Annotated in this window: 6 protein-coding genes; 1 reads left to right on the forward strand and 5 read right to left on the reverse strand. The window is 64.4% G+C overall.

Features of this window, described 5'->3' with window-relative positions; all coding sequences use genetic code 11:
* Nucleotides 1–106 precede the first annotated feature (106 nt).
* Entirely contained in the window at nt 107–1813 is a 1707-nt protein-coding gene (gene leuA / locus AB0F17_RS41515; RefSeq protein WP_358034824.1) for a 2-isopropylmalate synthase, read from the forward strand.
* A gap of 57 nt (nt 1814–1870) precedes the next feature.
* Here leuA and AB0F17_RS41520 read toward each other — a convergent pair whose 3' ends face one another.
* The 5 genes from AB0F17_RS41520 to AB0F17_RS41540 all read right to left on the reverse strand — a co-directional run bounded on the left by AB0F17_RS41520 (nt 1871) and on the right by AB0F17_RS41540 (nt 6521).
* Nucleotides 1871–2077: a hypothetical protein gene (locus tag AB0F17_RS41520; RefSeq protein WP_358034827.1), complete on the reverse strand. Its 207-nt coding sequence runs from the start codon at nt 2075–2077 to the stop codon at nt 1871–1873.
* Nucleotides 2078–2521: 444 nt separating this feature from the next.
* Nucleotides 2522–2728, reverse strand: coding sequence for a hypothetical protein (locus AB0F17_RS41525; RefSeq protein ID WP_358034830.1), 207 nt, complete (start codon nt 2726–2728; stop codon nt 2522–2524).
* Nucleotides 2729–3108: 380 nt separating this feature from the next.
* The gene (locus AB0F17_RS41530; protein WP_358034833.1) at nt 3109–5319 is read right to left on the reverse strand and encodes a hypothetical protein; all 2211 of its coding nucleotides are present in this window, start codon (nt 5317–5319) and stop codon (nt 3109–3111) included.
* Nucleotides 5316–5558 (reverse strand): hypothetical protein, encoded by a 243-nt coding sequence (locus AB0F17_RS41535; protein ID WP_358034835.1) that lies wholly within the window; start codon nt 5556–5558, stop codon nt 5316–5318. Before AB0F17_RS41535 ends, AB0F17_RS41530 begins: the two co-directional genes overlap by 4 nt.
* A 705-nt stretch (nt 5559–6263) precedes the next feature.
* Nucleotides 6264–6521, reverse strand: a complete 258-nt coding sequence (locus tag AB0F17_RS41540) for a DUF397 domain-containing protein (RefSeq protein WP_358034837.1) — start codon at nt 6519–6521, stop codon at nt 6264–6266.
* Between the last annotated feature and the right edge of the window lie 131 nt (nt 6522–6652).

Below are 6652 nucleotides of genomic sequence, written 5' to 3' on the forward strand. Positions count from 1 at the left end.
CTCCTTCTTAGCTGCCGCGGCGGGGGCCACTAAGGCCGGCTCCCTCGCCGCGGAGCGAGCCATGCGCGTCGGCCGCTTTTCTTTCGACCGACGAGGAGCTCCCGACATGACCGCTCAGCAGCCCAGCCCCATGCCTTTCCAGCGTTATCAGGCGTACGAGCCGATCCGTTTGACCGATCGCACCTGGCCTGATCAGGTCATCACCGAAGCGCCGCGATGGTGCGCCGTGGACCTGCGCGACGGCAACCAGGCCCTGATCGACCCGATGGACGCCCACCGCAAGCTGCAGATGTTCGAGCTGCTGGTGAAGATGGGTTACAAGGAGATCGAGGTAGGCTTCCCGGCCGCCAGCCAGACCGACTTCGACTTCATCCGGCAGATCATCGAAGAGGACCGGATCCCCGGCGACGTGGTGATCCAGGTCCTGACCCAGGCCAGGCCCGAGCTGATCGAGCGCACCTTCGAGTCGATCGAGGGCGCCAAGCAGGCCATCGTGCACCTCTACAACTCCACCTCCACGCTGCAGCGCCGGGTGGTGTTCGGGCAGGACCGCGACGGCATCACCGCCATCGCCGTCGAGGGCGCCAAGCTGGTCAAGAAGCTCGCCGACGCGACCGACGTGGACGTACGTTTCCAGTACTCTCCCGAGTCCTTCACCGGCACCGAGCTCGACTACGCCGTCGAGGTCTGCGACGCGGTCAACGACGTGTGGCAGCCCACGCCCGACCGCAAGGTCATCGTCAACCTGCCGGCCACGGTCGAGATGGCCACGCCCAACATCTACGCCGACCAGATCGAGTGGATGCACCGCCACCTGAAGTACCGCGACTCGATCGTCCTGTCGCTGCACCCGCACAACGACCGCGGCAGCGCCGTGGCCGCCGCCGAGCTGGGCTACATGGCCGGCGCCGATCGCATCGAGGGCTGCCTGTTCGGCAACGGCGAGCGCACCGGCAACGTCTGCCTGGTCACCCTGGGCATGAACCTGTTCTCCCAGGGCATCGACCCGCAGATCGACTTCGGCGACATCGACGAGGTCCGCCGCATCGTCGAATACTGCAACCAGCTGCCCGTCCACCCGCGCCACCCGTGGGGCGGCGAACTGGTCTACACCGCCTTCTCCGGCTCCCACCAGGACGCCATCAAGAAGGGCTTCGACCACCTGGAGGCCGACGCCGCCGCAGCCGGTGTGCCGGTCGACTCCTACACGTGGGCCGTCCCCTACCTGCCCATCGACCCCAAGGACATCGGCCGCAGCTACGAGGCGGTCATCCGGGTCAACAGCCAGTCGGGCAAGGGCGGCGTCGCCTACATCATGAAGGCCGACCACCAGCTCGAGCTGCCGCGCCGGCTGCAGATCGAGTTCTCCAAGGTCGTCCAGGCGCGCACCGACGCCGAAGGCGGCGAGATCAGCCCGGCCGCGATGTACGCCATCTTCGCCGACGAATACCTGCCCAACCCGGGCAACCGCTGGGGCCGCCTCAGCCTCATGGCGCACCGCCACGAATCGGCGGGCGACGACAAGGACCGCATCGGCGCCGACGTACGGCTCGACGGCGAGATCCGCGAGATCGAGGGCGTCGGCAACGGGCCGATCTCGGCCTTCATCGACGCGATCGCCAAGGTGGGCATCCGGGTGCGGGTGCTCGACTACGTGGAGCACGCGATGAGCGCGGGCTCCGACGCCAAGGCGGCCTCGTACCTGGAGTGCGACGTTGACGGGCGGGTGCTGTGGGGGGTGGGCGTCGACGCCAACACCACGACGGCCTCGCTCAAGGCGATCATCTCCGCGGTCAACCGCGCCGCCCGCTGACCCTGGGACTTGGCTGTCGCGTGAGTCCCCGGTACAGATCGGGGACTCACGTTGATCCTAGGCGCCGTTCTCGTCGAGCAGCCGATCGAGTCTGAGTCCCAGGTCGATCACTGAGCACTGCAGGGAGTCGAATCTGCGCAGCATCAGGGACTGAGCGGACGAGAGGTGCTCGTGGGCGTGCCGGCGAAGACCTGCGACCTCATCGCCGAGCACCGCGAAGTCCTGGGATATCGCCGTCTGGAGGCCGGCCATTTCGACTCTCACCTGGGCTACGGCGATCGCGGTTGAGAGGATGGCGGCGTGGATGCCTTCCATGCATGAGCAGCCGCAGTGACAGCTGCTGCTGCTCTCTGTCGGGAGATTCGCATGTCGGCGGCGGGCTCGGGAGCCGCTGGAGGCTGTATTGGCGGGACGCGTTGTCGCCTTGAGGGCTTCCACGCGGAGTTTCACGTCGCTAGTCTCCGCCTCTTCGTTCATGTACCCCGGCCTTTGCGCTAGCTGGAAGGGATCTCGGCCGTGACGGCCGGTCCCACGTTGTGTGAGCACATGGTCGCAAGCGGTTGATGGTTGTGGCGGCCGAGGGTCGGGAGGCGGGTGTGGTTTTATCCGTCTCGGTGTGGCAAAGATCGACCGGTGTCTGATGGCGGGGTCGGGCGAGTGGGCCTTGGCGGGACAATTTGGAATGCCGGGCTTGGACGGGTCGGCTTGCTATGTGCCGGGAGTGCAGTTGTAGAGGTGGCCGTAGCGTTTTTGGGCGATGCGCATGAGCTCGGTCATGTCCTTGATCGCGTCCCTGCCTTTGGCAACCTTGGCTAGGAAAATGTCGATCATTCGCGCTTTGCCGCCGCAGAGGAACTTCGCGCTCGTCCGGTACGGCTGGTCGGCCAACGGGCTATTCGTCAGGTAGGCGGTCATGCCGTCACCGAGGTCGGTAGGGAGTTTCACTCCGTCGTGCCGCGTGTAAACGTTACGCCTGTCGTCCATTAGGAAGTCCAAATGCTCCCGACTTGTCTCGCTGTCCGCTTGCAGCCAGTTCACTTGAAGAGGCCAAGGGGTCGTGTCAGGAGCCCAGCACTCACCGCTCTCCTCGCTGCCGGCCGTTTTCCCCACGAGAGACCCGGTTATTCCGCTTACCAAACGAAACCCCTGCTCAGGGACGAGCTTGCATAGGTATGGCGGGACAGCCACGATCGGCTGTGGGGCTGGCGCCGGTGTGGAGGCGATGTCGTTCCCTGGGGTGCATGCTGCCACGAGCAACACGAGAGCGCTCAGAGTGACAGGCAGGGGAGAATCCCTCATTTTCCACCTCCAGCGGAGGAGGATGGGATCTGCAGGCCGAGATAGTCGTCTACCTCGCTGGTCCTGCGGAAGGTGCCGCCGAAACGATCGAGCAAACTACTGCTTCCACCTTTGTCCCGAACCCAACGAAGAAACTCGCTGTATTCCTGCGCGCTCATTTTCGCGAAGGGTTTGATGGCCGGCGGTGTGCCGGTGGTGAATATCTGACCCTTCATAGGAAACTCGTCAAACAAACCTTTGTTCAGCATGGCCGTGGCGAGCATCTGTTCCGCTAGCCTCTCCACCGCCAGCCGATTGTCCGCCAGAGTCCGGTGTGTCTCGTCCAAGCCCCGCCCGTGTTCGGACATCTGCTGGGCGACCTGCTTGGCAATCTCGTCATACCCGGCCCCTGCAAGCTTGTCGTACTCCTTGCCGATCAGCTCGCCGAAAGCTCCCGTGGCCAGCTGACCCACCTGCCTGGCTCCCGGCACCGGGAGCAGCCCCAGCGCGTCGATCACCATGGTCTTCAGCGCCTCGTCCGCCTTCTCCTCGTCCAACCCCTGGGCGATCAGCACCTGGCGGCGGATCTCCACGATGTGGGTGAAGGGACGAGCCTCCGCCACGGTCCGGTCCGTCAAGAACTGAATAATGTCAGCTTTGTCGACCCGCCCATCCCCGTCGAAGTCGTACTCCTTGACATCGGACTTCGTGAAACCGAGCCGTTCGGCATTAGAGGCGTCGAGACCGACCGGAGGCACGGTGTCGAGCGCCGCCCGCATGTGTTCGGTCTGCGCCCTCACTAGTACCTCAAACGCGTCGTCGTCGGCGGTCGCCAGCGCCAGCGCGTAGTCCATGTCCTGGGCCACGACCTTGCCGAAGGTCGCATGGTTCAGGACCAGCCGGGAGAGCTCGTCGATATTGGCGGCGATCGCGCGGCCCAGGGGATAACGCAGGGGAGCGAGACGATCGAATGCATCTCTGTTCTTGATCTCCAGGTTGCCGCTCTCGCCTTTGCCGAAGGCGCCGCGTACGTCATCGGCGACGACTTTGATCATCTCGGCGGCCAGTTTCTTGGAGGTCGCATCCTGGCCAGTCGTCGCGGTGACCAGCATGTCTCTGATCGACTTGTAGTCGCCCAGATACCGGGAAGCGCCCCACCGGGTCGTCAGCAGATAGTCGAGCACAGACTCCTTCCACCCGGCCGGGGTGTGGTCCAGTAGCGCCTGGGACGCCTCTCGACTCGACTTCGCCGCGTGGAACAGATCGTCCACCACCGATGATGCGGCCTTCATACCTGGACTGTTCACATACGCTTCCGGTTTCAGCAGGCTGCCAAGGCCAAACGAGCCGGCCAGGTCGAATATGGGGATCTGGCTTCCCGCGAAGGTACGGCCCAACAGGTCCTGGCTCGCCGCCCACTGGTCCTTGCGCTGCTCATGCTCATAAACGATCACGTCACGCCCGACGATCTCCATGAACTCCTTCGAGAACGGCGGCTTCCCATCGTGGGCACGCCAGATGAGCCCTTGGGCCTGGTATCCCGAATACTTCGTGTCACCGGCCTTGTGCTCGGCCCGACCCTCCTTCACCAGGTCTTTGCTGAAGCCGGCGCCCATGTACGCGGGATTCTTGGGGTCGGTCGACTTGGCGAGAGCCGTGCTCAGCATGCGCAGGGTCTTCTTGCCTTGGCTGGACAGCTGGGCCACGCGATCGGAGTCCCCGCCGTTCCGGGCGTCACGCAACTGCGCGGCGAGCGAGCCGGGCAGCTGCGTCATGCCCCGGGCGCCCAGCGTGCCCAGGAACGCCTTCACGAACTCCGCATCCCCACCCCGAGACGCGTATTTCTCCAGCTCGGCCAGCGCTCTGGCGTCCCCGTCCGCAGCGTTCAGCGCGGCGCGACCCGCCAGTGTCCCGTCCAGCAGCCCCTTGGCGGCTTCCAGGCCATCAGGCATGTCGAGGAAGCTCCCGGCGGCCGTGCTCATGCCGAAGGTGACCTTCTGCCGCTGCAGCTCATGGACCAGTTTCTGCCGCCGCCGCAGATCCTCGGCCTGCGTGGTCACCCGTCCGGCCAACTGCCTCAGCCGCGCCGCCGGAGAGGTGTCCAGCCCGGCGCTCTGCAACTCACTGTGCAGAGCCTGCGCCAACTCCTCCAGCCGCCTGGCGGCCTCGGTGTGTTTGCTCGCCATCGTGTCGAATTCAGACGGCTTCACCCCGGTGAACTCCGTCATGGCTTGTCCTGAAGGGAGGCCAGCTTCTGGTTGGCGCTGTGTACGGCCTGCGCGAGCATGTTCTGCAACTCCCGCCGGTCGGCGTGGACCTGGGCGTCGAACCGGTCGCCTGTGGGACCCACCCACGCGTCCTTCTCCATTAGGCGACAGGAGGGATCGAGTGCCCACCAGTGCTCGTCCGAAAGCCGCTGGATCCGCTCCGCCACGGACCGCATCGCCGGGCGTTCGAGGTCGGCCAAGATGATCCCCTTGTACGGCTCGCTGCACCAGAACTGATCAGGAGGCGGCGTCCCTCACGTGGTCACACGGTAATCAACATCACATCAACAAACAAGCTTAAACGCGGTGAAAGGCATGGCGCGTTCGAGCTTTGTTCGAGAATGGGGTGTTTCGCCTGGCTCGAGTATGGCGTCGGTTGGCTGTGGCCTATGGGTCTCTTTTCCTCGTGAGAATGAAACCCGGCGGATGCTCGTTGAACATCAACTGAAATAGTTGGGGTCGGAACGGGGCCAGGTGGTCGGCGAGTACACCATCACGGATGGGAAGATCATGGTCGCCGGAGGCAGGTCGAAGCGGGGCGCGCAGCTGTGCGCCGACTACGAGCTTGACTACTGTCCGGGTCTGCCCATCGCAGTGGTGAAGGCGAAGCGGACGTTCGTGAACGCCGACGACGGCGCTGAGCAGGCTGGCGGCTCGAGTGGGGGAGGCCATGGGGGGAGGGGATCGGATTCTGCTCGTCCTCGCCACTGGTACGGACGATGCTCTGGTGGCCTACCAGATTGTCGAGCGTGGTGGAACCTCGCGAGGCTCGCTGCTAAACGCTTTGCTCTAAATTCTTCTCGCGGCGAGTTTCGGTAATCTTTGGGATCAAGGGAAGGCTCCCCGTATGAGTTGGGGGGTCTTCCCTTCCTGGGGGCAGATTGATTAGTCGAACTCGCCGCCCTTCACGCCGCCGATGAAGGAGTCCCATTCGCCGGGGGCGAAGACCAGCGCTGGCCGGCTGGGTTCTTGCTGTCGCGGACGCCTCGGCGCTTTCCGGAGAGTTCGGCGACCTCAACACAGTTGCCGCCATCGGGTCCTGATCGGGTGGACTTGCGCCATGTGGCTGTTTCTAGTTCTCGTGTCAGCTCGTCCATCGCTGCAGCGTCTCCTCGTTTCCAGGGGCTCGTGCTGGGACAGGGCTTCGGAGCGAATCCCCTCATATCTGAATGTTAGGGTTCTGGCGCTCTCTGTCCAGTCGTGTCGGCGTACTACTTGGAGTGCAGAGCTGAGTACGGGTAAACGTGCAGAGCTGTCAGCGCTGGTCGGTCGAGAGTGGTTCGGGTGGGTGGCG

This window comes from Nonomuraea sp. NPDC026600 (genome assembly GCF_040638335.1).
Taxonomy (GTDB): Bacteria; Actinomycetota; Actinomycetes; order Streptosporangiales; family Streptosporangiaceae; genus Nonomuraea.

Bases quoted from the DNA above. Each gene is read 5' to 3' on its own strand.
- leuA (WP_358034824.1), top strand. From the start codon at position 107: ATGACCGCTCAGCAGCCCAGCCCCATGCCTTTCCAGCGTTATCAGGCG.
- AB0F17_RS41525 (WP_358034830.1), bottom strand. From the start codon at position 2,728: ATGACCGCCTACCTGACGAATAGCCCGTTGGCCGACCAGCCGTACCGG.
- AB0F17_RS41530 (WP_358034833.1), bottom strand. From the start codon at position 5,319: ATGACGGAGTTCACCGGGGTGAAGCCGTCTGAATTCGACACGATGGCG.
- AB0F17_RS41540 (WP_358034837.1), bottom strand. From the start codon at position 6,521: ATGAGGGGATTCGCTCCGAAGCCCTGTCCCAGCACGAGCCCCTGGAAA.